Below are 24,654 nucleotides of genomic sequence, written 5' to 3' on the forward strand. Positions count from 1 at the left end.
CACGGATTTCAGTTGCTTGCACAGTCACTTCGACTTCGAGACGTTGGCCAGTTCCCCGACGTTGTTAGGCGGGGCCTTTCTGCAGCGGCAGAGTCGCTCGAATCTGCGGCTAGACGTGAGGCGACCTCAAGCACCAATCGCGGATTCTATCTTGTGATGGCTGCAGGAGCCTTTCATATCGGCGGATATGCTGCTCGCGCATACAGTTTGTTTTCGGGCGAACTGGAAACTTTAAACTTGGCTAGTTACGAGCGATGTCTTGTTCAGTTAATGCGTCGTGATTTGAATGGCGTTCGAGACACTGTCTTTCAGTGGATGAACAATCGAGAAAATGATGATGCGAGCGTGCAGCGTCGTCTTGAAACTGACGATGACTTTGGGGCTGGTGATCTACTCGCCATTGCTTTAACTCGCCTGTTTCTTAAGGCGATTGCTTCGTTCGAGTTCGCACTGCTCACTGGGCGAGCGACGTATCACGAGCGTGCGATGGGATTCCTTCGCGACGGCTCCAAAGCGTCAGCAGAATCCAACCATGTTCCACTTTGGTGGTCTTTCACTGTCGCAAGACACTTGCTTGACGATCTTTGGGACAACTCGCTTCATAATCGACTTCCTGTCGGCGGTGGATCTCCTGAGTGGCCACGACTTCGCCGCAAGATGATCGATCTACTGGCTTCGCGTTCAGTCGCTGAAGTTGACCTTTGGCCATCGCAGCTTCAAGCAGCCGGTCGCGTTGTCGATACTGAAGATGATCTAGTGATTGCGTTGCCAACCAGTGCAGGAAAAACGCGAATCGCAGAACTCTGTATTTTGAGATGCCTTGCAGACGGCCTCCGTGTTGTCTACGTCACTCCGCTGCGTGCACTGTCGGCACAGGTTGAGCACGGATTGGCAAGAACATTTCGCCCACTTGGATTCAGTGTCACTTCGGTCTACGGCGCAAGTGGAATCGCGAACGCCGACATCGACACACTTAGGTCAGCGGCGATCGTGGTTGCAACGCCCGAGAAGCTTGACTACGCGATTCGGCAAGAACCCGACACGATTGACGATGTTGGGCTTATCGTACTCGATGAAGGGCACATGATCGGTTTAAGCGAGAGAGAGATTCGGTATGAGATGCTGGTGCAAAGGTTGCTCCGTCGCGACGACTCCAGCCAACGACGCCTTGTCTGCTTGTCGGCCGTTTTCTCACCAGGCGAGTCGTTCGATGATTTCACGAACTGGCTTCGCGACGATAAACCAGGAACTGCAATTCACTCGGCTTGGCGGCCAACACGCCAGCGTCCAGGTCGGCTGATGTGGAATGGTGAGGTGGGACGATTAGAGCTTGAAGTTGGCGACGAAAAACCGTTCGTTCCGCGATTTGTGCAACAACAAACACCAACAGTCGGTAAGCGGAGAGTCTTGTTCCCCCGTGACGCGGGCGAATTTCTTGTTGGTGCAACGAGTGCGTTTTTGGCACGTGGCCAAAACGTACTCCTGTATTGTCCTCAGCGTCGTTACGTCGAATCGACCGCAAAAGCATTCATCGAGTCGCATCGGCAGGCCTTCTTTGCCTATGACGCAGGGGCTCGATTCGTTGACACAATTGCAGACGCTGTTCGGATTGGAACGGAATGGTTGGGGGCGAATCACATTGCAGTTTCTAGCCTAAAGCTAGGCATCGCCGTTCATCACGGAGCACTGCCAAGGCAGTTTCTCGCTGAAATCGAGGCACTATTGCGACAAGGTGTGTTGCGAGTCGTCATTTGCTCGCCGACGCTGGCACAGGGAGTCGACTTGAATTTCAGCGTATTGCTTTTCAAGTCAATCTATAAAATGGGCCGAGATCCTATTGATGCAAAGGATTTCGCGAACGTCGTTGGACGCGTCGGACGGGCGTTCGTCGATTTGGACGGACTTTACGTGTTGCCACTTTTTGATCAAGACGTAAGAAAGAATTCGCGGAGCCAAAGAGACTTCCGAGCTCTTATCAGCAAGGCGAAAAGCAGGCTACTCGAAAGCGGAGTGCGACTACTCGTTGGGCACATCATTGACGTTTTGCAATCGAGACTCGGGGGCGATCCTCAGTCAGTTCGCGAGTACGTCCTGAACCAAGAAAGTACATGGGAAGTGGAGGCTCGTGAGGACGAATGGGAAAAGTGGCTCGACGTCGCATTAAATGAGTTGGACACAGCGATTCTTGGGGTCATTGACGTGCTGGATTTGCCCACGGAGTCACTCGCTGATTACCTGGATCAATGTTTGCAAAGTTCATTTTGGCAACGCCGCTTGGCTAAGGAGCCAACAGAACTTCGAGAGCTACACGGTGACGTAATTCGTGGACGTGCCACGTGGCTATGGTCAAACACTAACCTTGCATCGCGAAGAGCATTCTTTTCTGCAGGAATTGGCTACAAAGCCGGAACGGAAATTTCCCAGTACTTGGACGACCTACAATCCAATCTTGCCGCTGCTGAATCGTTGCTAGGCACGAATGAGATTGACACAGCAGTGAATCACATCAATTTTGTCGCGAAAATTCTTTTCGGCATTCATCCTTTTGAACCAGAAAAACAAGAGGACAATTGGGAGACATTACTTAAGCACTGGGTGAAGGGGACTGCTCTTGGTGAGTTCGCCGACAACACGGGGATTCACTTTATCCAACAAGACGTTGTCTATCGCTTGGTTTGGGGCATCGAAACAGCACGTAGCCATCTGGAGTTTCTCAGTGAAAGCAAAAATGATGCTCCAGGAGCTTTGGTGGCTCAGTGTTTGACGTTTGGAGTACCCACACAAACATCGGCGTTCTTCATGCAAGCTGGCTTGCAGTCACGAACCATGGCTACATTGATGCCCACAATGATCGGAATGGAGCTCTCAACTTTCGACGAACTACGTGAATGGTTTGGCCAGTACAGTTCCGGTGCGTTGGGGGAACTTGAATGGTCAAGTAACGATCACCAGGCCGAGTGGAAGCGTTTTTCGCAACAATTCAACCATCACGACGTTCGGGTACTTAGCAATATTGTGGTGAAGATGGCTGTGACATGGGACTCCAAAAAGCCGCCACGAGACAGAGTGAGAGTTCGAGTTAAGCGTGATGTGGGCTCCGAAGCGACAGTTTTTAGCCAAGCGTATCGTCGCCTCGGGTCCACGAAGATTCCTCCGTCGATAAAGTCCGACGAATTCACTGGTCTAGTAAGGAATGACGGTAGCAAGATTGCGGTTCGCGTTTTTGGGTGAAACAAAGCTTGGCCGTTTGGCTCGTAGCAGGCTATTTCCCGAAGCCCGACGCAAATTCTTGCTAGCACAGATTATCTCCGCCATGGGCAAGCGTTTGATTACCAGTGAAGAGCCTGTTACCGAAGATAATTTGGGTTATGAAAACTAGACGAAAGTTTTTAGGTGAACCTCAAGTCTGTGTCGGCAGTCAAGTCCCAGACAGAAAGATCCTAGAATTCAATTAGACAACAAAGGTGTGTCAGTAATGGCAAGAACCACTATCTCCCCATCCCAACAATCCATGACCGTTCACGATGACATTCTCGCTTGGTCGTTGGACCAACCACATTGGCAACGAGATGCGTTGCGCCGGATTATCGAAAAGGGAGTTTTCGAGAATACGGACATTGATGAATTGACTGCGGCCTGTCGTGAGGCCCATGGGTTGAGTGAGGAAGCTGCACCGGAGCTGAATTTTCTGGCAGCTGAGCATATTCCTTCACGTCACCAGGCCGGTCGAAAGATTACATTGAGTTCAATCTCGGAAGCCGAGAACGTCAACGCATTGGATTCCAGCCAGACGCTGCCTTTTGCTCCAACCGGTCTGACCGTCGTGTTTGGCAACAACGGTTCGGGTAAAAGTGGCTATGGGCGAATTCTGCGGCGTGCCTGCCGAGCGCGCAGCAAAGGCGAACCAATTTTGCCCAATGTTCTTGGGAATGCAACGACGGCCCCAGCTAGTGCAGTGATTACGCACGCTGTAGACGATGCCGAGCAATCACCGGGACAGTGGATCGATGGACAACGTTCACCAGACGGCCTTGGATCAATCAGCTTCTTCGATTCGGATTGTGCATCGGTACACGTACGCGATAAGAACGACGTTGCTTTCACGCCGTTCGGCATGGAGATCCTTCCCACTCTTGGCGATCTGTGCAAATCGATTCAAGCAAGAATCGATACTGAAAAGAAGGCTCTCGAAAGCGAAACGCCACCTTTTCTGCGGAACAACTTTGCGACCGGCGAAACAAAGGTAGGCAAGAAGCTGACCGGCCTAAAGGCTTCAGCGAATCTGGAAGACCTTGACAGTCTGGCGACTCTGAACGATGCGGAATCGAAGCGATTGAAAGAGATTTCCGTTCAATTAGCTTCCGACCCGCAGAAGGCGGCAAAAGAACTGCGCGTTCAGGCTGGCCGAATTACCACCCTCGAGCGATCACTCGTGACAGCGGAGAAGGCGTTATCTAATGAAGCGATAGCAGCCATTAAAACGCTTGCCAAAGATGCGTCCGCAAAAGCAAAAGCGGCTCAAGTCGCTGCAGCAATGGACTTCAATGATGATCCGCTGAGTGGTATCGGTGAACCCGTTTGGCGTGAGCTATGGGATGCGGCTCGTCGATTCTCAACGCTCGCAGTTCCAGACGCCGAATTTCCAGTCACCGATACTGAGGATGCTGTCTGCGTTTTGTGTCAACAGCCGCTTGCCGATGATGCAAAGGATCGCCTGCAGCGTTTCGAGAAGTTTGTACGTGATGAGAGTGCCCAGCAATCAACCAAAGCGGCGGCTGCTCTGAAAACTGCCATCAGTGCATTGCAACGGCTGGATCTTCAGGGCGAGGGCCTACGTGAACAAATGAAAGACTTAGAGTCGGTTGACGCTGCTGTGGCTCTGTCGGTTCGGAATCAACTTGCAACGATGCTGCGACGATTGCGCGCTGTCAAGCAGGCCTCCGAATCAGGCGTCTGGTCATTCGATATTCCAGGAACGATAAACGGAATAGGCGACCAACTAGGAACCCTCATCAAGACTCTCGGCTTGCGTGCGGCAGACATCGACAAATCAGCAGACACAACGGAGCAAAAAAAACTTTCGGACGAACTTGCAGAACTCAAAGCTCGTGAGTGGCTGGCGACCGTTTTGGGCGACGTAAAGGAGCATGTATCGCGGCTCGACGACATCAGTAAATTAAAAAAAGCGAATAAAGGAAACTAAAACGAACGCGATCACAGGGAAGAGCAAGGAACTGGCGAAATCCTATGTGACTGATCAGCTTCGCAATGCGTTCGCAGATGAAATCAGAAAGATGCAGCAGGGAGTGCGTCGGCTGAATGTGGAACTTGTGGCCGCAGAGGGAAAGCACGGTCGTACTTTCTATCGTGTGCAGCTAGTCGGGGCCAGCAACGCTCAGATTGGAACCATCGTTTCGGAAGGTGAGCATCGTTGCATTGCTCTGGCTGGATTTCTGTCAGAGCTGGCAACTGAACCGACCAAGTCCACAGTCGTATTTGACGATCCGGTAACGTCGCTGGACCATCATTGGCGTGGCTGTTTTGCACACCGGCTAGTGGAAGAATCGGCTGACCGGCAGGTGATCGTTTTTACCCACGACCTCGTGTTTCTCCATGATTTGCTCGACGGTGCAAGTGAACGCAGCCTGCCCGTTCAGATTCAGCAACTAGAGGCGCGTCGGGCAACTGCTGGGATAGTTGATGAAGGATTGCCTTGGGACGCGAGAAGCGTAGCATCACGTTTAGATACGCTTGAAAAAGATATTCGGACCGCTCGCACGCTCTACGAAAATCACGAAGACGAGCCGTACAAAGCGAAGATAGAAGGCGTTTATGGCCGACTGAGGGCAACAATCGAAAAAGTTGTTGAAGAACAGATTTTTTGTCGAGTGGTTGTTCGGCACCGTGACTACATCAATTTGAAAGAACTACCGAAAACCGTCGCTGTCACAAGCGACCACTGCACGCGAATTAAGAACCTGTTCAGCAAGTGCTGTGATATTACTGACGCTCACCATCGATCACCGTCGCGTGGTTTCAGTGTCCCAGCACCCGCTGATGTTCTGAATGACGTTGCTGAACTCAAGAGTATCGTCGATGCCGTAAAACTTGAGCAAAAGAATCTTTGCTAGGACGCAGCATCGTCGTCGCTAGTGCTAATCATGGTTCAGTTTTTGCGAAGTTGAACTGTTTTCAGATGAGTATCCGTTCAACCTCATCCAGTGTCACTGCATCGCTGCTTCGATTGTATAGATTCGTTGTTTTGGACGATGCGTGGGCGGCCATTTGCTGTGCCTTTTCTAGCGTGCCACCGGCCATCATGTAAGCGGTGATGCCTGAGGCGCGGCATGAATGATTATTAAATTGGTCGCCCAGACCGGCTTTTCGAGCACGGCGTTTAATCATCCAGCGGGAGTACTCGGCGGCCATGCGGTTTTCGGATAGGTTTCGCTTGCGATCAAGCGAGCGGAACAGGGGAGTGCCGTTTTGGCCCCATAGGTTTGCACCGTCCAAATAAGCGATCATGGCCTCTTCGGCGTGATGGTTTAGGGGAAGTGTGTGCTCTCTTCCTCCTTTTTCTTTGAGGCGAACCCAGTAACGGCGACCGTTCTGGTAAACGTCTTCGACGTTCATCGCTACCGCAGCTCCGATGCGGGCGAATGTGAACAGCATCAGCGAAATCAGAGCCTTGTCGCGAAGGCCACCGACCGTGTCGGTAGAGATCGAGTCAAGAAGAAGCCTCGCATCGATAGGTTGAAGAGCGGGTGTCTTTCCTTTGACGATGGTGAGCTTTGGCCCTTTGACCGACAGCGATGGATTGTGCCGCATCAATCCGCCGGTCACAAAGTAGTCGAACATCATGCGAATCGCTGCGAGGTTCTGTTTGACCGATGCCTTGCTGTACCCATCCTGCATTTCCTCGATATAGAAGGCGATCATGGTCGGTTCAATATCAGCCAGCCGTGTAATACCACGACCTTCCATCCAACTGCAAAACCGATCGATGGCACGGAGGTATGCCCGCCGCGTATTCTTGTTGCGAACTGAGGCGGCAAAGAACTCGACATATCTTCGTTTTGTGTCGTCGCCTGCATTCTCAATCAGTGCCGGCACGGTCGCCGCTTCGGTGATCGAGTGCGTCACTTGACGCGAAGTGAATCCGATGTCTTGATCGCTCTTGGGGAATTCCATTTCTTTGAGGGGAAGTGATTTTCTAAATGCATCTGATAACGTCCTTTATCCCAGATAGTCTTAGTCTGCCAAATTAGCTAGGCGAAAGCTATTGACAAGAAGGGAAATTGAAGTCCACTTTTCACGGTTCGTCAATTCCAGCTTCCTTTCTAAGATCGTCTCCAACCTTTCTTAACTGCCCCACAGCCCACCAGACGCTCACCGAAAAACTTATAAAAGCAATAAAGGTAAATATCATGTTATAAGGCTCTGACTGCGGAAAAAAAGTTTCTTCGTATTTCACCAGGGCATAAGCACAGGCAATGCCGATTGGAAAGCCAGTGATTCTGCCAAGGCGATAGAAAAAGCTGAGCCTTGTCATATAAGCAGCATTATCTTCTTCGATCAGTTGTAGCAACTGATCGAATTCCCGTGCATCGCTGAATTCGGAACGCCAGCGTTCAAGAATTGCGTCTGCTTCTTCATCGGAAAGATCGTCAATCATCCCTGTTTCGAGCCTCAATATACGAACTTGCAATTCGCTCGATAGTGTCGTCATCAAGCGATGGGTCATCTCTTTTGAGCAGGTTGCATAACCAAGTCATCCTTGTCGGGTACAACTCGTGTACTTCAACACGAAGTGCAATGGCAAAACGTAGGTAGGCGTGCTTTTTGTGATTTGTCGTGGCCTTTACGTGCTTCCTGCTGAGCCCAAGCCATTCGGAGAGCTCTTTGATCCCGGACGGCGTAACTTGATCTCGTCGGTTCTTTGCCAACTGAGTATCGATAACCTTGATCAATTTGTTTCGACCAATTCGCGAGATTATGTCTGAACTCGCTTTCTCCTTGATGAGAGCCTCAACTCGTCGGAACGTCTCCGGGTCCATCGCGACAACTTCTCCAAACAGCGAAGATTCAAACAGAAAAATGCTAAAGGTCTGAGCGGGTCGTTTTTCGACTCACTTCACCAACCACGAGTCGTTTTCCGACCCAAAAACTCGAAAACAATTCTTGCGTCGCATTTAACCATCGTCAACTGAAGACGAGAGGGCTTTAATTCGAGCAGTTCGGCGGTGAAGACATCGTTAGCTGCCAGCAATTCTGCGTCACATTCTGACCGAGCGTGAGAGGACGTTAACCAAAAAGCCAGTCACTGCACACGGCAGCGCTGATCGAATCGCTGAATTACTAGTCTTACGAAACCAAGCGAAACACTTACTTCGAATATTCACAATACCCTGAGGAGAGTCGCCACTGAAAGCATGCACGGTCGACTTGATTCGCCTAAGCAATCCACTTCCTGCCGGTTCCGGTCCAGACGAGGATCGACGTTCGCAAGCGTATGCTTTGGCGAGTCGAGCGATGCTACATCATAACGCAGGACGGTGTCAGAAGTCGTTGGATGATTACAACGAGGCTATTCGTCTCGATCCTTCGCTCGTGATGGCGTACAACGGTCGAGGGCATCTCTTCGAACGCCTGGGTGAAGATGCGAAAGCACTTGCTGACTTCGAAAAGGCTCTTGATCTCACCAATGTCGATTCTCATTCATCGACGTCACCGCTTAATGAAATAGCTGAGCCGAACTCGTTCGACTAGCCGTTTCTCCCCCCGAAGTTTGCCTCACTGAGCGTTCTGTTCGCTCATCTCTTTAACCCCGCAGATCATTGTTCTTCTCTTTGCCGTCAAAAGTTTCCGGTCAAGAGCCTGGCCACCGGTCTGCACTTTACAAAGGAAAGCCGAATGTCGACTACTCGAGTGCTGGAGCCGCCGAGCTCCGAACGAAATGGCCGGATCCGTTCGCGGGAACAGCCAATCAAGAGGCAAGTGAAACCGATCAATTGGGGTCGGGTCTATGCCACAGTTAAGTATTGGATAGTGTCCTTGGTCACGAAAATCGGCCTGGGCATTATCTACATCTCTGCGATCCGCGAGGGTCTTGCCTACATGGTCCCGTTTCTTGGTCAGCGTTTAAGCAAGCTGCCGGGGTTGTCATTCTTAAATGACTTCGAAGCCACCTACAAGCTTGATCTAGCGATCGTGCTTTCACTGTTTTTACTGGTATTTGTCTGGTGGCTTTGGGAGAAACTGCTCCTCCTTTGGCTCTACGACGATGACGCAGTGTTTGCGGGCAAGAGCGTTCGAATGCGTGAGCGACGGGCCTGGACTTTTCGCATTCTGGCACTCGTGATCCTGGGTGCTGATGCGGCATTGTTCTATATCGCGATGTGCATCTCGGGTTGGGGGGACTCAATGTTCTCGTTGCCCGCACTTTTAGCGACGGCCGCCTACGTTGGCGTGCTGATCGCGGTTTCTATCCTTTGCATCGATTTAAAGATGCAAGTCAAGCTAGCGAAGGAGCTTTACTCTGATGATGTCTAGAACTTTCATGAAGCACACAATTGCGGTCGTGCTTTTCTTTGGTCTGTTTACGGGATGCGAGGCCCGTCGACAGACGGAACAAACAACATTTGAAGCCCCCGAGGCGGAATATGTTTTGGCGATTGCTGTCGATTTCAGCGGTTCCTTCATCGACAAGATGGCGAACGATGGTGAGGCATATCGCTTTACCATGGATGTCATCGACCGGTATATGCGTGAGCGTCCAAGCGACGAAGGTCGTTTGGTCATCACACAATTGTCGGCGACGGATGACCCGCTTCTGTGGGAAGGGCCTCCAATGCAACTGCGAAAAGATTTCGCGTCGGCGGATGACTTTAGAAACTTTGTCCTGGCTCGCAATGATCCTAATGGCAGTCGGATCTTCGAAGGGTTGTCGAGTACGCTTTCGTACCTCGACGGCCACCGCGCTATTCGTAACGGTGCAAAGCCAGCCTTGTTCGTTCTTTCGGACATGGCTGATACCAGCGACGACGCGGACGAACAAGAGGCGGAGATTAGTCTCAAGTTCAAGGAGTTTGGCCAGAGTGGTGGCACGGTGGGAATGTACTACGTGCATCAACAGCTCTTGCCACGCTGGCAGCAAACGCTCGCCAAGAGCGGAATGCGAGACTACGTCGTCGAGTGTGACATCGTCACACGCCCGACGTTGCCCGAGTTTCAATGAGTCGCCCATTGTGACCCTGGTGACATAACGACATGGCTGGAAATGGAATGCCAGCCTTCTTTCATACGCATAGTTGGCCCGGTGCTGCCTGGTGCTGAAGACTTCCGCTACGTGAGCTCGATCAATGCTCAAACAAGCGTCTCCGTTTCATGCAGTGACGATCCTGTTGACTCATAGCCGCAGCTTTTCTTCATTCTTTCCAATGCAATTTAGCCAAACAAAGTGGTGCCATGCTTCCTGCAAAACCAATTCGACGATTTGTATACTTGCTGTGGCTCGGAACTGCAGTTGCTTTCATCTTCTCTACACTCCTTATATTGTTCCGCGAGTACCTCTTAGCCAACGATCCTAAACTCGCACGGATGGCCATCGAACTAACCAATCGATTCCTTCCGGGGGCATTCGATCCCATGTTTACGATTGATTTTGCGACTCTCGTCTCAGCGCTCCTATCGATCAGTACCGTTCCGTCATTGCATGGGTACTTTGCCGTTTTCTTTTTCGGCGAGCCACTTCCTTGGTACATCGCACTGTTTTTTGACGATCAGTCTGAAAAGCACCTCACGCCTGATAAAGCACGAAGATTGGCGATGGGACAAGCTTGTGCAACGACCGGAATGATTCTCTATTTAGATTCACATTATTCATTCCTAGCCGCTCGTTCACTCGGGCTATCTTTGTCGACTGCATTTTTAGTCGTGCCGGCAACGGCAGTCGTAATTGTCCTAGTTGGGTATATCTCATTTCTCCTTGATCGAGCGAGCAAATGATAGACAACAACGTTGGAAGTAGATTCTGGACGATCATTGACACCACGCCGATACTCTACTTGTTGGGACTCGCCTACGTGCTTAATAAGCTCGGGGTCGCTTTCGCTCAGCGTTTCCCTCATGTTGGGAACTGGCAGTATGGACTGGCTGTTGCCACCTTCGCTGCGCTCGGAACCCGACGGTTGGCGGTTGATCCTCCGGCCGAGTTCTTGAACGTTGCACTGGTTCTAATGCGCTGCGGAGCGTTTGGCTTGGTCGTGTTCGGCCTGGTGGGAACGATTGGCACCGGTTTACTGTCCGTGCGGGATTTTCATCGAGCTGTTATCCGGTGGTTCACTTATCGCCAACACGAGTCTGCTCGAAGACGCGAGGAAGCTCGCCTCGCTCGGTTACGAGCTGAAAGAAATGCACCACTTACGCCAGAGCAACTGGCGAGACGTCAAGAAGAGGAACGTCAACAACAAGAACGCTCAATTCGGGAGCAAATTGAACGTGAGCAAGCCGAGCGAGAACTCCATCTCCGCAAGGAAATGGAACTGAGGCTTAAACTGCGTCTGCGATTGACGACTGATGATGAAATCAAGCAAGTGCTCGAAGAACTGATGACCGAGTTCATGTCAACGTCGCTGCCGATGGATCAGTTCGAAAAACGAATTGCGATGCTGGAACAGGCTATCAGCGAATTCATTCCTAGGCGAGAGAAAAACTATCAGAGTATTGAGGAGGTGCTGTCAGATTACGACGAAAAAATTCGCCAGGTTGATTGCTCAAGTCATGCCAAGGAACAGAAGGACAGTTTGAAAGCGGTTTTGTTGATGGAACGTGACTCGATGGTTCAACGGCTGGCTAACCAATAGTAGACTTAACATGAAGAAGTTTAGGCTGGGCATCGAGGTTCCAGGTGGCGAGCCGGTGTGGTTTCCCCGCGGGCTTTTTGGCACGCACCTGCACTACTTGGGGGGCACGGGAAGCGGCAAAACATCGAGTCTCATCAAACTGATCGCACAGGTAATGGTAGCGTCTGTGCTACCCTATACCGTGTTCGTGATCGATCCGATGGGCGGACTCGCGGAGGCGCTCCTCAATTATCTCGCCCATCCGTATCTCTGCACCGACGAGGTTCGTAAACGGCTCGTGTACTTGGAGCCGGCCGATACGGATTGGGTTATGCCGTTCTCTTCGCTCGATCACCGGGACGCGGATGAGCTGTACTATGCCCTCGGTCGGCATTGCGACTGCATGCTTCGCACTGGTCGTGACCATGATTTGACAACGCAACTTCGGCTCAGGCGATGGCTCTATACCTGCTTCCTCTCGACCGCAATGATGCGGTACCCGCCGGCGGCTGCGCAGTTCTTGCTTCGTCCTGGAACGGAGCAGCACGAGGTTATGCTGTCGCAGTTGCCTGATGTTCTGCAGCTTGAGTGGGCAGAGATCATCAACGCAGGATCCCGTGAACGCATCACGATGCTCGACAGCACGCGAAACCGGCTAGCGCCATTTTTTAGCTGTCCGGCGCTCAGCCGAATGTTGTCGCGGACGCAAAACTACTTTGATGTCGCCCGTTTCTTTCGTGAAAAACGCATTGTGATCATCAACCTCGACACCAAAGGCAAACTGGATCGCAACGTTGCCCACGCGATCGGCGGGCTGCTCGCCAATCAGATAATCGAGGGTGCCCGCAACCTTTCCCCGATGTTGGTTGGACCGTCGATACTCGTGATGGACGAGTTTCAGCATTTCGTCGATGACACGATGTACGAGAACTTGCCACTGCTAAGACAACGGGGCATGGGCGTCGTTTTGAGCCATCAAAGTTTCGATCAATTGATTAAGGGTGAAGTCGATATGTCGTCCATTGTTTGGCAGGCGAGGAGTCGCGTCGTTTTGCCCAATGACGGAGCGGATGCGGACCTGATCGCTCAGGAGTTGGCAAGCCTCAACTACGACCCGAAGGCGGTCAAGGATGAGATTGTTTCGTTCCGTCAAAAAAAAGTTGGTCAGCAACTCGTGAAATTACACGGCGGCAATTCAGTGAGTACAACATCCAGTGCGACGGATGAAACGCGATCGCTCGGTGGAAACACGGGAACGGCTCGACCTCTTCATGGCGGGGCATTGGAGGGTTCGAAATCCCACGGAGAATCTTGGAATCGAGGACAATCAGAGAAAAAGGCGACCAGCGTTGGCGAAACCGAATCCTGGTCAGAAACGTTGGTCGACATCTTGGAGGACTTTTACGAAGTCAGCGGGCGAACCTTCTACACGTTTGAAGATCAAATGCGGTGCATGGCTCGGGACATTCGTCAGCTCAGGACCGGACAAGGTTTTCTTAAATTGAAAGATGATCCACGACTACGACGAGTTGACTTTGATCGACTCGCAATGGCGGCCACCAATGAGATCATCGAACGCCGAGCCGAATTGCTCGAACGAAATTACCGTGATGCCAGTTTGTTTCTTCCCAAAGCGGTCGTTGAACAAGATTGGGAGCGATTCGTTTCCGGCTTAGCGGGTGGAACAGTAATTCCTCCGCATTTGACACGTGGGATCGAGGATACACGCGAGAATGAGGCTGACGATATTTTTCTTCGTTAATTCGAGACTGCCTCGCTTCCGTGGCGGACCAGATTCTCCAAACGCGGTAGTCCCCGACCAGCGGTCGCTGCATACGAGACTTGCGCTGTATCACGGGCTTGCTGAAGCGATGGACTCTGGCCACCGATTACGGACAACAGCTGTTCGCGGTAATGATGACGCATCTCAAAATGGATCCCAAACCGCTCGTGGTATCCCATCGTTAGGTCGAAAAGGAGCCTCGCCCGACTGGCTATGTCGTTCTGCATGGCTGCAGCGGTTTCAATACTCGATAGTCCCACTTCGAGTACATCGAGACGATGAAGCTCGGAAAAGGCTTCCAGGCGGTGGGCAAGGTGCCGGTGGTGATCGAAGGATTCAGTCATGGGATGACAGTAGCACGTCAACCCCTGAAAGTCACTTGGCGCCGCTGGGAACTGGTGCGAGATGCGCTTTGTGGCTGATATGGAATGGTTCCGCAGGTCGGTCCAGGGTTCGGTCCGGACTGAGGCCCCCCCGGTCCAGCGGGACCGGTTTGTGTGTGTTCATGTATGTTTTTGCCCCCCAACCGATTAGGATCGCCTGCGGCTGGCAACGCGATGCGTTTCCAGCCTTGGCTGGAGGGCCACGTTCGCAAAGGAATTGCTCATTAGATTCGTGCCCCTCCAGCCAAGGCTTCGCCTTAGCGATCCAGCCGTCCACGGAACACCGTGTGCTCCGTAATTACACGCCTGATCGATCATCCGTGGCCGTCTCTTCGTCGTGGCCGACGAAGGCTAATCGGTCCCCCTTAAGTCGGTCTGCTCGATCGACTTTTCGAACCGCTGATCACCACCGTGGCCGAGCTGGGTTGACCCAGCGTTCGCGACTGCGAACAACTACCGTATCGTTGGCAATTTCGCCTACGAGTATCTTTCCCCTTTTTCCTATGGAGGATTTCTTTTTACAGCAGCGGCAACCTCGACTGCTGACAACACCGGCCGACCCGTTTCCGTCTTTGATGGATGCCGTCAAAGAGTTCGCGTGCGTTTCACTCGTTCCCATTCCTGCGAATTGGATCGTCGACGTGCTGCGAACACGAGAACAACCAGTAGCAATGCCAATTTGCTCGTGGCTGTTTTTGGTTCAAGGTCCGTGGCAGGTTCTAGCGATTCGAAAACGGCTTTCGGATCATGACTTCGGTGAAGATCTGGATCGTCAAAACCTGATGGATGCCGGTTGGAAAGTCGTTCCTGAAACAGGGCTTTTCGCCATTGAACTCGATCGGCAATTGCTGATCGGTATCGATGGAATTGGGTATGACTTTGTTGAGGCACATTGGAGGCCGCTCTATGAAGTGCTTGGATTGAGGTGGCATCTCGATGACTAGCCGATTCTCGGACTTCAAAAATATCTGTACGCCGGACTTGACTCGATCCATGTTCGGCGTACAAATGATTTACCGTTCGCTTGTCGAACGCCTCCATGACGCGTTTTCCGCCAGCGTCCCCGTGACGCTGAAGAAAATCCGCTTGGTTGTAATTGCTCCCACCCGGGACCGTCTCTACCGAACATTGCTTCATTTCAGCAATCGTTCGGTATCTCTATTTGCTTCTGATGCAATGACGGTGAAACAAGGGTCGGTCGATGCAACTTACTGAATTGGACATGACGGTACTGAAAACCGTTGCTCGCTACTACGTTCTGACCCGTGAAATGGTCCAGTCAGTCTGTTGCGCCGATCACGCCAGTGGCCGTGGGACACGCAAGAGATTGTCGCGTCTTGGCCAAGCAGGCTATCTCACCAAACATCGCGTGCCCGTCGCTTTGCCGGGCACCAACGGAGCGGCCCCGGTGTACTACGCAACCAAGAAGGGATGCGAGGCACTTGCCAGCTACTTTGGTGATGATGAGTTTTTGGCGACCAATACGCGTACGCCTCGCGCTGATCGCCTGTCGCACTGGATCGCAATTAACAAAACGCGACTTTTGATTGAAGAGGCTGCTTTGCTTGTCCCCGGATTGAAACTGGTTCACTGGATTACCGAGTGGGAAACGATCAATAAAGGCGATGCCGCATCGGATCAGTTCTATCTCCATACACAATTCTCAAAAACTCCGCCGCTCTCCTGCTCCCCAGATGCCGGATTTTTATTGGAGTATCGCGGGCAGCGAAAGGTCTACTATCTGGAGCAAGACTTGGCAACTTCGAGCCCGCGTCAGATTGCTGCGCGGAAGTCAAAGGGCTATGAACGCCTTGCGAAGACAGAGGTTCACCGCAAACACTTCCCGGAAACAACCATCGGAGCATTTCGGGTATTGTTCGTCACGAGCAACGACTATCGAGCTCGCAAAACGGTGGAAGAAATGAGTGATAAGCCAGGTAAAGAACTGTGGCTGATGATGAATGAATCCGCATTGACGGTAGACAACTTTTTCACTGGCGACGTCGCGTTGGATCATGAAGGGATCGTCGGGCCATTGGTGCGAACCCAATCGACACAACAGGTTGATACGACACAGCCTAACCGACCACACGCCGCATCACCGGCTACTGCATAGCAGTCAGGGTGCTGTGCACGCTGGTGTTGCGTGTGGATTTTTGTCACTGCGTCTTGACGCAGTATTCTCTGTTTCTTTCCCCTCCTACCCATGAGCAATCAAACTCAAAAAGACCAATCCAACGAACCGATTCGAGTGTTTCGTGCACCCGGCATGAGTGTCGCGGTTTTCGCAAACACCTCGGATGATGGCCGTACCTTCCACAAGCTGTCGGCTCAACGCGTCTACAAATCAGGCGATAAGTTTCGCACCAGTACCAGTTTCTCGGTCGCTGAACTGCCGCAACTGATTTTGCTAATGCTTCGAGCTTGGGCTTATGCCTCAGACCTTGAAGATAGCGGCAAGGAACGTGACAACGGTTAGTCTTGAAAGAATCGGAGCGGGTCACTTCCCTGACGAAGACCCGCTCCCGCGACCGCTTGGTTGATGCATCGAATGACACAATCGAGATTGCCCGTGGGCATTCCGCAAGGTGTCGCTTTGCTGGATTTACGAAAACTCTTCAAGCGATGCTGCTTTCGCATGATGCTTGGACTTCCATTGCCGCCCCCAATCGCTGAAGACGAGTCCGTCATTTGCGAGTTTTGAAAGGTCCAAACATGAACCGAAAAAATCCTGAACATGTCATTCGTATTGGCAACGTTTCCGCGAGTGTCTTTGCTCGCAAGATCGAGAAAGAAGGCGAACCGGCCCGCGTTATCCGAAGCGTCAATCTGCAAAAGCGCTATATGGATGGTGCCTCCGCCAAGTTCAGTTCTTCATTTGGATTGACTGAACTACCCCAAGCTATCGAGGTATTGAAACGAGCGCTGCAATACGTTGCTGATGCCGAATCGGTCGTTGCCCAAGTGTCCAGCGAGCCAGACGACTTCTAGCAATGACGTTCCCGCACACTCTGGAGGCATCTAAGTTCCCCGTCGGTTGCGGACGACGGAAACACCGGTGTCACCGAGTCGTATGTCGCAATCGGATCGCGGCATTTTTGTATTTCATTCCCCTAACAAACATGGCTACACGTTCATTTATCGCACGCAAAATCACTGTTGGCTACGAAGGTTGTTACTGTCACTGGGACGGTTACTTGGAAGGCGTTGGTCAAACCTTGGTTGAGTATTATCTCGACGAAGACAAGATCGCGTACTTGCTTAGCTTCGGTGACATTTCATCACTGGGCACCGACGTCGGCTCGAAGCATGACTTCATGGATCGCAGCGAAGATGCCACAACATTTTACGGGCGAGATCGAGGAGAAACGGGCACGAACATTCAGACGAAACAATTTCCAACCATTGAACGGCTACTTCAGTATGCTGAATATTCTGGTTGCGAATTTGTGTATCTGTTTGAACGAAACGGCTGGCGTTATGCAAGCCGCGGAGCCCAATACTTTGGATTGAGTGACGGAAGCGGCTTTTCTGAATTTCAATGGATGAAATCAGCAGCCACAGCCGCTTAGCCAATTCAATCGTGTTCACGCGGATGGATGACGACCGCAATCGTCATCGCCGTGTAGCACGACCATCGGGCGTACGCGGCAGACTGCTACTTTGAGCAGCTCGTCTCTATCACCGATGGATATTGCGAATCGCTGGTGGGTTCGACTCTCACGAACGTTCGTCTTTCACGATCGTTCGACTCTGTTTTGATCGCGCACGCTCGATTGTCGGGCGGCGATCACTCCCCTGCTTCAACAAAGAGAGTTTGAACGATGAAAGTTGTGTTGAGTGGCCACGAAGAAAAGGCCAAATGTGTTTGGTGTATGCGGGAGAGAGAAACCGTGAAAGCGAGCTTCTCCGATCGTATGTTTACCAATGCTTCCATTTGCTGGAAGTGTCTCGCGACCATCGTACGGGTCAAAGCCCAAGACATGGTGGAGCCTTCGTCACAGACGGTTACTGAGAAGAAAGAGTAGTCGTTTTTGATTTGCGTGGCGTCTCGGCGGGGTCGCTGGGACGCCACCTCCTCTTCAAAGAAACTCCACTGAATATACGAGGCACGGCGATGGATACAGACGAGATTACCAGCCGATTAAACCGCATCGAATCTTTACTAAGCACATTGATCGAAAAGGAGAAACCCCGGGATTACTACACCACTGCCGAGATCGCCAAAATCTTGGGAAAAGCCGAATTTACCGTTCGCGAATGGGCGAGAAATGGACGCATTTGGGCGGAGAAACGGCAATGCGGACGTGGTCGCAGCCGAGAATGGATGATCTCGCATGTTGAGCTTGAACGGATTCAGAACGAAGGGCTTTTGCCTGGCTAGCCAAGCTGACGGCCCATTTATTTGTTCGCTAACTCCCCCAGTGCTAGGCTGCCTGCAGATGACACATAACGAATCCCCTACCTCCCTTTCGCCGGAACATGCCGAACACGTTTATGAAGCCCTTCGCATCATTCAAAAGGCCCAGTCTCTGATCAACGAAGCCGCTCGCGAGCTTTGTCCGGTTGATGGGTTTGCCGATGAATGGTCCGAGTCGGTTGTCGTTCACGACGCGATCAAGACGTACTGGCATCAAGTGAATAGCCGCTTGATGCAGGTCCATCCGCCCGACGAATCGCCCAACGGAACAAAAGCGTGACTGCCACTGCACGCAACTTTTTCCCACTAGGTGCGGTGCATAGCGTGAATTTCAACAATCCCCCACTAGGTTCGTCGAAAAGCCGCCTTTTTGGCTAACCTAGTGGGGCGAAAAAAGTGACAAAACACGGAACAATTTGACTGTTTAAAGGCAACTTGTTACAACTGCAAAAGCAACGCGACCCCGTGTTTTACGATGTTTTAAGCTCTGTTTGCAATTTAGCCTCAATTCAAAGCAAGTGACAATTTGCGCGATTGAGGGCCTAGTGGGAGTTAATCCCGTGGAGGTTCGAGTCCTCTCGGCCGCATCCAAAAAGCCCCGTGACTCACGGGGCTTTTTCATGCGCGGACGGAATCTAAACTTTCCAGCAGAATGATCCGGCCACCCAATCCGTACGGCGCCCAATCAATCCGTACGGTGCCAGCCACCAAACCCGCCAGCAAGACATGAGATTGCAACAGGGTGCACCGGCGACCTTTCGGGGCGCGAAATAGGGCTGCGCGAAAGACTAGAAGTCGTTGCTGCACAGTTTTTCGCCGGGCCAACAGATGCCCGCGCAGCAAACAACCTCGCTTGGTGCTCTTGCCTGTTAAGCGGAACAATGACTACGCGGTGAAGCAGGCCTTGCCGAGAGCTTGGCCTCGGTAGTGGTGACGATCGGTCTGCTCGGCGTGCTCTCGCATCGATTCAGGCCGCCCGACACACACGCTCTTGCCGAAGTACTTCTGCCAATCCCAAACCAAATCTCGCCACATCGCTGCGTCAATGCCAACCTCCGCCAACGTCTTGGCGATCGCTTTCGGGATCTCTTGAACTGACGTCGTTCCGTTCTCCGTTCGCTTCGCCGTCCAGTCCAACAACCGCTTGTACTGCTTCAAGCTCAAATGCAAAAACCCTTTGTCGCTGCTGCGCAAACCACCGGTGTGAGCTTCAGGCTGATCCGACAACATGTCTGGCTTCAAACGCAAAGGACTTAGCCATCCGTCACGACGAATCCGTCGTCCCGTCGGGTTTCGGCGTTTCGCCTTACGTTCTCCGCGAAGCGCCTCAACCGGTGTTTCACGGATCTTGCGTGCGGCTTCTTCCGTAGGGATCGGCTTCAGATCGAAAGCTGCCGACGAGATCATTCCTCCCTTGCTGCCTTCAATGCGATCGTAGGCACTGGTATGGACACATTCCTCTGGAGTTTCGGCAATCGCTGCCCTGACGGGGTTAAGATCCACGTACATGCTGCAGGCAAGCAAACCGGCCTCGTCAACAATCCGCTGTGCCTTGAAGCGACCTTCCCAGAAGCGTCCCGTGCACTCGTCTTGCTTGTTCGCCATCCTCGCAATCGGCTCGGCCAGTGCCCGCATGAACCAAGAGATGTCCGATAGCCGCTGCCGGACTTCGGCCAGTCGCTCCTTGTCTCGCACCAGCGTCTTGACATCGTTCTCGGTCGGTTCAGCCAAGTGCTCTTCGAGCCTCCGCCCAGGAAAGACCCTCAGCCAACGGATAGCGACCTCTTCATCTGACCACTGAGCACAAACGTCCGGTCGATTACGAAGGATCTGATGCATGTGATTACTCATCACCGCGTAGGAAAGCACGTCGACGGCAAAGACCGACGCGAGAGCCTCCATCCTTCGCCGGATCCACTCCTTGCGGAACGAGTAGTCCTTTCCCGTTGCGTGGTCGATCCCCGCCAGAAAGGCACGTCGCACGCATCGCTGAACGACATGGACAATACAAACTTCGCTCGAACCAAACTGTTCGCATCGCTGAGGTCGCGGCATCTCGAATTCTCCTGAATAGATGAGATGAAACATCCTACCAACTCCCACCACGCTGTCAACGCTTGGTGGGTGGCACCATACAGAACAGATACATCGTATGGAAATGGCTGCACTTCGTGGGTGGCCCTTTTTCTCTCATAAGCGGCCTTCACAACTGGCACGGCCAAACGGCATACTTTGAGTGGCCCCGTCGCTTCCACGCAGTTCAACAATGTTGGTGCATGCATGAAACCTCGTTTCCAAAACAGCCTCTCGCTTCCCGAGGGCTATCGTTACCTGCATCAGATTGCTCCCACACCACTGGTGCCGGTAACGTTGGAGGACGCTGGCGTGGAAATTTGGTGCAAATTGGAGTTTCTCAATCCGAGCGGTTCGACAAAGGACCGCATCGCAAGGCATATCATTGAGAAAGCGTGGCGAGCCGGAAAAATCACACGCGGAAGCACCGTCGTCGAGGCATCGAGCGGTTCGACCAGCATCGCGTTCGCCCTCGCGTGCAGCCAGATGGGACTTCGATTCGTTGCCTTCATTCCTGATTCAGCAACATCCGAACGAGAACTAATCATTCGAGCGTACGGAGGGATCGTCAAACGGGTTCCTGGCGATATGACGGAGGTGCTTCGTGCGGCAAGGGAAGCCAGCGAGAACGAAGGATGGTTTCTAGGCCAGCAGTTTTCGAACGAAGACAACACCGAAGCACATCGGCTGTTTACGGGATCCGAGATTCTCTCGCAAATCCCCGGTGGCTGCGTCGACGGCATTGTCAGTGGAGTCGGCACAGGAGGCACGCTCCGCGGACTGTATGAAGCGTTCCGCAGTGCAGGATGCGAGGTGGGCGCCCACGCTGCAATTCCTTGCGAAGGCAAACTCTTCGGAGCCAACGTAGAATGCTGCAGTCTAAGATTCAGTCCGAACGTACCAGGCGTCGCCAATGGCATCAGCGACATTTACGGGCAATGGAATTGCCCTCATCTCACGGAATGGGAAATCCCCGATGACGAGTGCCTTGAGCTGACCCGCCAGCTATGGGCCAAGGGGTTCCCAGTCGGCCCCAGTTCGGGTCTCAACATGGCTGCGGCGATCCGCGTGGCCGATAGATTGGGAAAAGATTGCGCTGTGGTCACTGTCTTCCCAGATCGGATGGAGCGGTACTTTTCCCACACGGTATTCGACGGCATACGGCCCTGATATTCCGCGCAGTAGCACTAGCATGCGTGATTCGGCAGACGCCGTGATCCTCTACACGTCAATCGCCAACCGATGGTGAGTGGCACCACTTGGCAAGGAGCCCGCCGCTAGTTGGTGCATGGCATTGGCTGGAAGGATAGTTGGTGGGTGGCACCGTTTGAAAAATGGGATAGCAGATTGCCGCGGGTTGGTGGGTGGCACCGTTTGAAAAATGCTTGACACGCTATTGTATTACCAATAAAACAGAATCAACTACCGTTGCGGGGCTGCAGTGGAGCCCGGTCTACCACTGATATTCAAGGGTATTTGTCATGATTAGAAATTCGGAGCGACTTCGCCAGGGATTTACCTTGGTGGAGTTGTTGGTTGTGATCGCCATCATTGGTGTCTTGGTCGGTCTGTTATTACCTGCGGTTCAAGCCGCACGCGAAGCCGCTCGGCGGATGAGTTGCAGCAACAATTTCAAACAAATTGGCTTGGCACTGCACAATTACCACTCAGCGTACAAACAGTTGCCACGGCACATGGGCGGCACACGCTCACCGACGAACAAACAGTGGTACTCGGGTGGTGATGGAGCGCAGGCCGCCAACGCTTCTTCCCTGAGTGTCTTCGTCGGAATGCTGCCGTTCATTGAGCAACAAGCATTGTGGGAGCAAATTTCCAATCCCAACAATACCTATTGGAACGGATCGTCGGTGGTCAGCCCGATGCCGACAAGTCCATGGAATTCCATGGGGCCTTCACCGCATGAATCACGGTATGTTCCATGGCGTACCCAGGTTCCTGGCTTTCGATGCCCAAGCGATCCGGGGCAAGGTGAACCATCCTATGGTCGGACGAACTATGCCGCGTGCCTTGGAGACGGAATCAGCTATACATCAACAGGCGTCGGAGCATACAACTCCGCCGGATGGCTCGACGAAGTGTCGGTGGGTTCGAACGCTTGGCAAACTCCAGAAGGTCGTTCGCGTTATACTCGCGCGGGTTGCCGGGGAGTGTTCGTTCCACGGCAAGACATGCGTTTCCGTGACATCCTCGACGGTCTCGCTAACACCATCATGGCTGGTGAGATCGCCACAGACCTAGGCGATCTCGACAAACGAACGATCCCAATGCGAACCGGCAGTCACAACAGTGCCACGACCGGACCTCTCCGCGAGCCCGATGCGTGCACGGATCTCGGTTACATCGATCCCGAACGGCCACAGTTTTGGGAAGGATCGCGAGCCTATTCCGGGTCGGGCGCGCCGAGCAATGGCCAAGCCGAACGTCCTCAATTTGGACGCGGTTATCGTTGGGCGGTTGGCTCGCCGACCATGACCGGAATGTTGACAGTCCTGCCGCCAAACCGCGAACTCTGCAACGCGTATAATCACGATGGCGAGTCCACCGCGACAGCGAGCAGTCGCCACCAAGGAGGTGTCCACGTATTGATGGGCGATGGGGCGGTCAGGTTCATCACCGATTCTATTGAAGCAGGTGATTCCAGCGCGGACGGAATCTTCCTCAACAATCAACCAGGTGGACCAAGCCCATACGGACTATGGGGCGCGTTGGGATCGCGTGCCGCTAAAGAAGTGATTGACGAGGAGTTCTAATTTTCCTTCTCAACACGACGACTCAATAAAGAAGTCTCGAGTCGCATGGCTCTCGCGTGAACAGATCCAGCATCGGAGTTCGATGCTGGAACGAAGCATTGGAACGTCGAGTACCCTATCGAATTCTCCAAGATGCCGAGCTAGATGCTTGGTGGACTTCCCGTTCGGTTTACCGCTTTCACGAGACACCGTTCGTCATCGATGGCATCCGGTGTCTGTCTCTTTTTTTGCTACGCTCACCTTCCCAATGGAATTGACATGTTGTTCACACGCTTCGCGCTCGTAGGTTTGTTGGCCTTCTCGTTGTCTTGTGTTACCGGCTGTGGAGGCAGCCAAGAACCTCAACTGGTCGAGGGAGCCGTGATGGATAACGGGGGGATGTCCGAGGAAGAACTCAACTTCGACACCCCCGAAGAAGAAACATCGGGCGCCTATTAGCAACATGCGCCGCTGCGAACAGGGCGGTTCACAGCGGTAATCACTCGCCGGTGAAGCACTCGAGACAGGCTGCCCAACTGCCATCCCCCTGAGACAGGACCAACCATGGCTCCGTTTGAGCCGAGTGCAATGGCGATTTGCACAAATGGGTTCGTGGTGGGCCGTTTGGGCGGAGTTTACAAAGGCAGCCGCTTGAAATTCGATTCCCCCTCAGCCGGTGACAAAAACTTTCTCCCCGGCGTCACCAACCATCCTCTGGTTGGCTAATTGGCTTTTGTCACACGTACCGGCAGACAACGCCCCCAACGGCCCCATAGCCCGGAACATGATGAACTGTTGTCCCCTTCGTGCACAGCCAAATCGGTCGTCTGAGAAAGCCTTAAGGGAATCTGCAACGCCTTATCGCCAGAGCGATTTATTGCGCACAACCTAGGCAGCTTCCACCACTTCAAAGTGCGCCCAAAGAGATATATAGGCAGTGCCGCGCATGCTTGAACAGGAGTCCGCGCCACCGTTATCGTCCGCGCACCCACCCACATGGCAGAGAATCCTGCGCTATCGCAAACATAGTGTTCGCTCACGCGACATTTTCTCCAACCGCATCAACGCTGCCTGTTCCTTTTTGCAATTCGGATGGGGTGCCTGATACCGGCTCGACGTCTAAAGCAACCGTGATCAAAAAACAGGCACCCAATGCATGCAACACGTGCACGCTTCATTTTGAAAACCCCTAGCGTTGACAACAACGGTCACCGAACTGCCTTTACCAAAACGGTCCGCTGTTTGCCTATAGAAGCGACCGAAAGATGTGATGGCATGTCTTTCATGCTCGCTTCATTTCATGCAGAGCAATTTTTGCGACCTCCCAATTTCCCTATTGGAAACATCCCAAGATGTCACGTACGTACTGTCCTACCTCTTCGGCACCCCTGATAGTCACAGG

General features: G+C 52.7%; 23 protein-coding genes. 20 read left to right on the forward strand and 3 right to left on the reverse strand.

Annotated features, from left to right (window positions below):
• Positions 1 to 156 precede the first annotated feature (156 nt).
• From RSSM_RS15585 to RSSM_RS15595, 3 genes are all read left to right on the forward strand, one after another.
• Positions 157 to 3,231, forward strand: coding sequence for a DEAD/DEAH box helicase (locus RSSM_RS15585; protein ID WP_236621180.1), 3,075 nt, complete (start codon positions 157 to 159; stop codon positions 3,229 to 3,231).
• Between the two features lie 280 nt (positions 3,232 to 3,511).
• Positions 3,512 to 5,203 (forward strand): AAA family ATPase, encoded by a 1,692-nt coding sequence (locus RSSM_RS15590; RefSeq protein ID WP_008680561.1) that lies wholly within the window; start codon positions 3,512 to 3,514, stop codon positions 5,201 to 5,203.
• Positions 5,204 to 5,249: 46 nt separating this feature from the next.
• On the forward strand, positions 5,250 to 6,131 hold the full coding sequence (locus RSSM_RS15595; protein WP_008680564.1) for an AAA family ATPase: 882 nt from the start codon (positions 5,250 to 5,252) through the stop codon (positions 6,129 to 6,131).
• Between the two features lie 61 nt (positions 6,132 to 6,192).
• On the opposite strand, the gene RSSM_RS15600 is transcribed toward RSSM_RS15595, so the two are convergent.
• A complete protein-coding gene (locus RSSM_RS15600; RefSeq protein ID WP_008680566.1) occupies positions 6,193 to 7,191 on the reverse strand; it encodes a tyrosine-type recombinase/integrase in 999 nt (332 codons plus the stop codon).
• Positions 7,192 to 7,312: 121 nt separating this feature from the next.
• Positions 7,313 to 7,675, reverse strand: coding sequence for a hypothetical protein (locus RSSM_RS15605; protein ID WP_044302677.1), 363 nt, complete (start codon positions 7,673 to 7,675; stop codon positions 7,313 to 7,315).
• A gap of 857 nt (positions 7,676 to 8,532) precedes the next feature.
• On the opposite strand from RSSM_RS15605, the gene RSSM_RS15615 reads away from it, so the two are divergent.
• The 14 genes from RSSM_RS15615 to RSSM_RS15695 all read left to right on the forward strand — a co-directional run bounded on the left by RSSM_RS15615 (position 8,533) and on the right by RSSM_RS15695 (position 18,709).
• The gene (locus RSSM_RS15615; protein WP_044302679.1) at positions 8,533 to 8,769 is read left to right on the forward strand and encodes a tetratricopeptide repeat protein; all 237 of its coding nucleotides are present in this window, start codon (positions 8,533 to 8,535) and stop codon (positions 8,767 to 8,769) included.
• A 144-nt stretch (positions 8,770 to 8,913) separates the two neighbouring features.
• The gene (locus RSSM_RS15620; RefSeq protein ID WP_144059854.1) at positions 8,914 to 9,552 is read left to right on the forward strand and encodes a hypothetical protein; all 639 of its coding nucleotides are present in this window, start codon (positions 8,914 to 8,916) and stop codon (positions 9,550 to 9,552) included.
• A 7-nt stretch (positions 9,553 to 9,559) separates the two neighbouring features.
• Positions 9,560 to 10,237: a hypothetical protein gene (locus RSSM_RS15625; RefSeq protein WP_008680575.1), complete on the forward strand. Its 678-nt coding sequence runs from the start codon at positions 9,560 to 9,562 to the stop codon at positions 10,235 to 10,237.
• Between the two features lie 230 nt (positions 10,238 to 10,467).
• Complete coding sequence (locus RSSM_RS15630; protein ID WP_144059855.1) at positions 10,468 to 11,007, forward strand: hypothetical protein; 540 nt, start codon at positions 10,468 to 10,470, stop codon at positions 11,005 to 11,007.
• The gene (locus tag RSSM_RS15635; protein ID WP_044302682.1) at positions 11,004 to 11,864 is read left to right on the forward strand and encodes a hypothetical protein; all 861 of its coding nucleotides are present in this window, start codon (positions 11,004 to 11,006) and stop codon (positions 11,862 to 11,864) included. The genes RSSM_RS15630 and RSSM_RS15635 overlap by 4 nt, the downstream gene beginning before the upstream one ends.
• Positions 11,865 to 11,874: 10 nt before the next feature.
• On the forward strand, positions 11,875 to 13,605 hold the full coding sequence (locus RSSM_RS15640) for a type IV secretory system conjugative DNA transfer family protein (RefSeq protein WP_063709073.1): 1,731 nt from the start codon (positions 11,875 to 11,877) through the stop codon (positions 13,603 to 13,605).
• Positions 13,606 to 14,473: 868 nt separating this feature from the next.
• Positions 14,474 to 14,953, forward strand: coding sequence for a hypothetical protein (locus tag RSSM_RS15650; RefSeq protein WP_236621172.1), 480 nt, complete (start codon positions 14,474 to 14,476; stop codon positions 14,951 to 14,953).
• Between the two features lie 49 nt (positions 14,954 to 15,002).
• Positions 15,003 to 15,224, forward strand: coding sequence for a hypothetical protein (locus tag RSSM_RS15655; protein WP_144059856.1), 222 nt, complete (start codon positions 15,003 to 15,005; stop codon positions 15,222 to 15,224).
• Positions 15,211 to 16,125 (forward strand): replication-relaxation family protein, encoded by a 915-nt coding sequence (locus RSSM_RS15660; RefSeq protein ID WP_008680587.1) that lies wholly within the window; start codon positions 15,211 to 15,213, stop codon positions 16,123 to 16,125. Before RSSM_RS15655 ends, RSSM_RS15660 begins: the two co-directional genes overlap by 14 nt.
• 90 nt (positions 16,126 to 16,215) lie before the next feature.
• On the forward strand, positions 16,216 to 16,488 hold the full coding sequence (locus RSSM_RS15665) for a hypothetical protein (protein ID WP_008680588.1): 273 nt from the start codon (positions 16,216 to 16,218) through the stop codon (positions 16,486 to 16,488).
• Between the two features lie 236 nt (positions 16,489 to 16,724).
• The gene (locus RSSM_RS15675; RefSeq protein ID WP_008680590.1) at positions 16,725 to 17,000 is read left to right on the forward strand and encodes a hypothetical protein; all 276 of its coding nucleotides are present in this window, start codon (positions 16,725 to 16,727) and stop codon (positions 16,998 to 17,000) included.
• Positions 17,001 to 17,107: 107 nt separating this feature from the next.
• Positions 17,108 to 17,581, forward strand: a complete 474-nt coding sequence (locus RSSM_RS31735; protein ID WP_144059857.1) for a hypothetical protein — start codon at positions 17,108 to 17,110, stop codon at positions 17,579 to 17,581.
• A 545-nt stretch (positions 17,582 to 18,126) separates the two neighbouring features.
• Entirely contained in the window at positions 18,127 to 18,393 is a 267-nt protein-coding gene (locus RSSM_RS15690) for a helix-turn-helix domain-containing protein (protein ID WP_044302707.1), read from the forward strand.
• Positions 18,394 to 18,451: 58 nt separating this feature from the next.
• Complete coding sequence (locus tag RSSM_RS15695) at positions 18,452 to 18,709, forward strand: hypothetical protein (RefSeq protein ID WP_008680597.1); 258 nt, start codon at positions 18,452 to 18,454, stop codon at positions 18,707 to 18,709.
• A gap of 605 nt (positions 18,710 to 19,314) precedes the next feature.
• Here RSSM_RS15695 and RSSM_RS15700 read toward each other — a convergent pair.
• Positions 19,315 to 20,484 (reverse strand): transposase, encoded by a 1,170-nt coding sequence (locus RSSM_RS15700; RefSeq protein WP_044302688.1) that lies wholly within the window; start codon positions 20,482 to 20,484, stop codon positions 19,315 to 19,317.
• 225 nt (positions 20,485 to 20,709) lie between these two features.
• Between RSSM_RS15700 and RSSM_RS15705 the strand changes: the two genes are divergently transcribed.
• From RSSM_RS15705 to RSSM_RS15715, 3 genes are all read left to right on the forward strand, one after another.
• Complete coding sequence (locus RSSM_RS15705; protein WP_008680603.1) at positions 20,710 to 21,672, forward strand: PLP-dependent cysteine synthase family protein; 963 nt, start codon at positions 20,710 to 20,712, stop codon at positions 21,670 to 21,672.
• 311 nt (positions 21,673 to 21,983) lie between these two features.
• A complete protein-coding gene (locus RSSM_RS15710; protein ID WP_044302689.1) occupies positions 21,984 to 23,273 on the forward strand; it encodes a DUF1559 domain-containing protein in 1,290 nt (429 codons plus the stop codon).
• A 258-nt stretch (positions 23,274 to 23,531) separates the two neighbouring features.
• Complete coding sequence (locus tag RSSM_RS15715) at positions 23,532 to 23,711, forward strand: hypothetical protein (protein WP_044302690.1); 180 nt, start codon at positions 23,532 to 23,534, stop codon at positions 23,709 to 23,711.
• Positions 23,712 to 24,654 lie beyond the last annotated feature (943 nt).

Origin of the sequence: Aporhodopirellula sallentina SM41 (assembly GCF_000346505.1) — a bacterium.
Taxonomy (GTDB): domain Bacteria; phylum Planctomycetota; class Planctomycetia; order Pirellulales; family Pirellulaceae; genus Rhodopirellula; species Rhodopirellula sallentina.

Bases quoted from the DNA above. Each gene is read 5' to 3' on its own strand.
- RSSM_RS15660 (WP_008680587.1), top strand. From the start codon at position 15,211: ATGCAACTTACTGAATTGGACATGACGGTACTGAAAACCGTTGCTCGC.
- RSSM_RS15710 (WP_044302689.1), top strand. From the start codon at position 21,984: ATGATTAGAAATTCGGAGCGACTTCGCCAGGGATTTACCTTGGTGGAG.
- RSSM_RS15625 (WP_008680575.1), top strand. From the start codon at position 9,560: ATGAAGCACACAATTGCGGTCGTGCTTTTCTTTGGTCTGTTTACGGGA.
- RSSM_RS15640 (WP_063709073.1), top strand. From the start codon at position 11,875: ATGAAGAAGTTTAGGCTGGGCATCGAGGTTCCAGGTGGCGAGCCGGTG.
- RSSM_RS15675 (WP_008680590.1), top strand. From the start codon at position 16,725: ATGAACCGAAAAAATCCTGAACATGTCATTCGTATTGGCAACGTTTCC.
- RSSM_RS15585 (WP_236621180.1), top strand. From the start codon at position 157: ATGGCTGCAGGAGCCTTTCATATCGGCGGATATGCTGCTCGCGCATAC.
- RSSM_RS15700 (WP_044302688.1), bottom strand. From the start codon at position 20,484: ATGCCGCGACCTCAGCGATGCGAACAGTTTGGTTCGAGCGAAGTTTGT.
- RSSM_RS15655 (WP_144059856.1), top strand. From the start codon at position 15,003: ATGTTCGGCGTACAAATGATTTACCGTTCGCTTGTCGAACGCCTCCAT.
- RSSM_RS15620 (WP_144059854.1), top strand. From the start codon at position 8,914: ATGTCGACTACTCGAGTGCTGGAGCCGCCGAGCTCCGAACGAAATGGC.
- RSSM_RS15665 (WP_008680588.1), top strand. From the start codon at position 16,216: ATGAGCAATCAAACTCAAAAAGACCAATCCAACGAACCGATTCGAGTG.
- RSSM_RS15605 (WP_044302677.1), bottom strand. From the start codon at position 7,675: ATGATTGACGATCTTTCCGATGAAGAAGCAGACGCAATTCTTGAACGC.
- RSSM_RS15600 (WP_008680566.1), bottom strand. From the start codon at position 7,191: ATGGAATTCCCCAAGAGCGATCAAGACATCGGATTCACTTCGCGTCAA.
- RSSM_RS15615 (WP_044302679.1), top strand. From the start codon at position 8,533: ATGCTACATCATAACGCAGGACGGTGTCAGAAGTCGTTGGATGATTAC.
- RSSM_RS15715 (WP_044302690.1), top strand. From the start codon at position 23,532: ATGTTGTTCACACGCTTCGCGCTCGTAGGTTTGTTGGCCTTCTCGTTG.
- RSSM_RS15695 (WP_008680597.1), top strand. From the start codon at position 18,452: ATGACACATAACGAATCCCCTACCTCCCTTTCGCCGGAACATGCCGAA.
- RSSM_RS15705 (WP_008680603.1), top strand. From the start codon at position 20,710: ATGAAACCTCGTTTCCAAAACAGCCTCTCGCTTCCCGAGGGCTATCGT.
- RSSM_RS15690 (WP_044302707.1), top strand. From the start codon at position 18,127: ATGGATACAGACGAGATTACCAGCCGATTAAACCGCATCGAATCTTTA.
- RSSM_RS15630 (WP_144059855.1), top strand. From the start codon at position 10,468: ATGCTTCCTGCAAAACCAATTCGACGATTTGTATACTTGCTGTGGCTC.
- RSSM_RS15590 (WP_008680561.1), top strand. From the start codon at position 3,512: ATGACCGTTCACGATGACATTCTCGCTTGGTCGTTGGACCAACCACAT.
- RSSM_RS15635 (WP_044302682.1), top strand. From the start codon at position 11,004: ATGATAGACAACAACGTTGGAAGTAGATTCTGGACGATCATTGACACC.